Origin of the sequence: Vibrio sp. 10N.222.55.C6, from assembly GCF_041473395.1 — a bacterium.
GTDB lineage: Bacteria > Pseudomonadota > Gammaproteobacteria > Enterobacterales > Vibrionaceae > Vibrio > Vibrio crassostreae_C.
On sequence record NZ_JBFRSD010000246.1, the window covers coordinates 1 to 243 of the forward strand.

The 243-nt window shown below is 30.9% G+C and carries 1 protein-coding gene; it reads left to right on the plus strand.

Annotated elements, in window-relative coordinates:
- Positions 1-17: 17 nt before the first annotated feature.
- On the plus strand, positions 18-243 hold a 226-nt coding region (locus tag AB4486_RS23490; protein WP_372118962.1), incomplete at its 3' end, for a hypothetical protein.

Here is a 243-nt window from a genome sequence, read left to right on the forward strand (position 1 = left end):
GGAAAATTGAGAAGTTAATGTTCTTATCAGTGCTTTTCCCTATTAGTGTCTTTGTTACTCTTAATTTTGTACCAAGTGGTATATATAGCTATGTCTTTGGTGAAAGTTATTCTCAAGTTTCTTATTATTTACCTCCATTAGCGCTATCACAGTCTATACAAGTAGTGTATATGATAATGTCAACTACTATTATATATGTAGGGGAAATTAAGAAGTTATCATTAGTTACTATTGTAAGCGCTG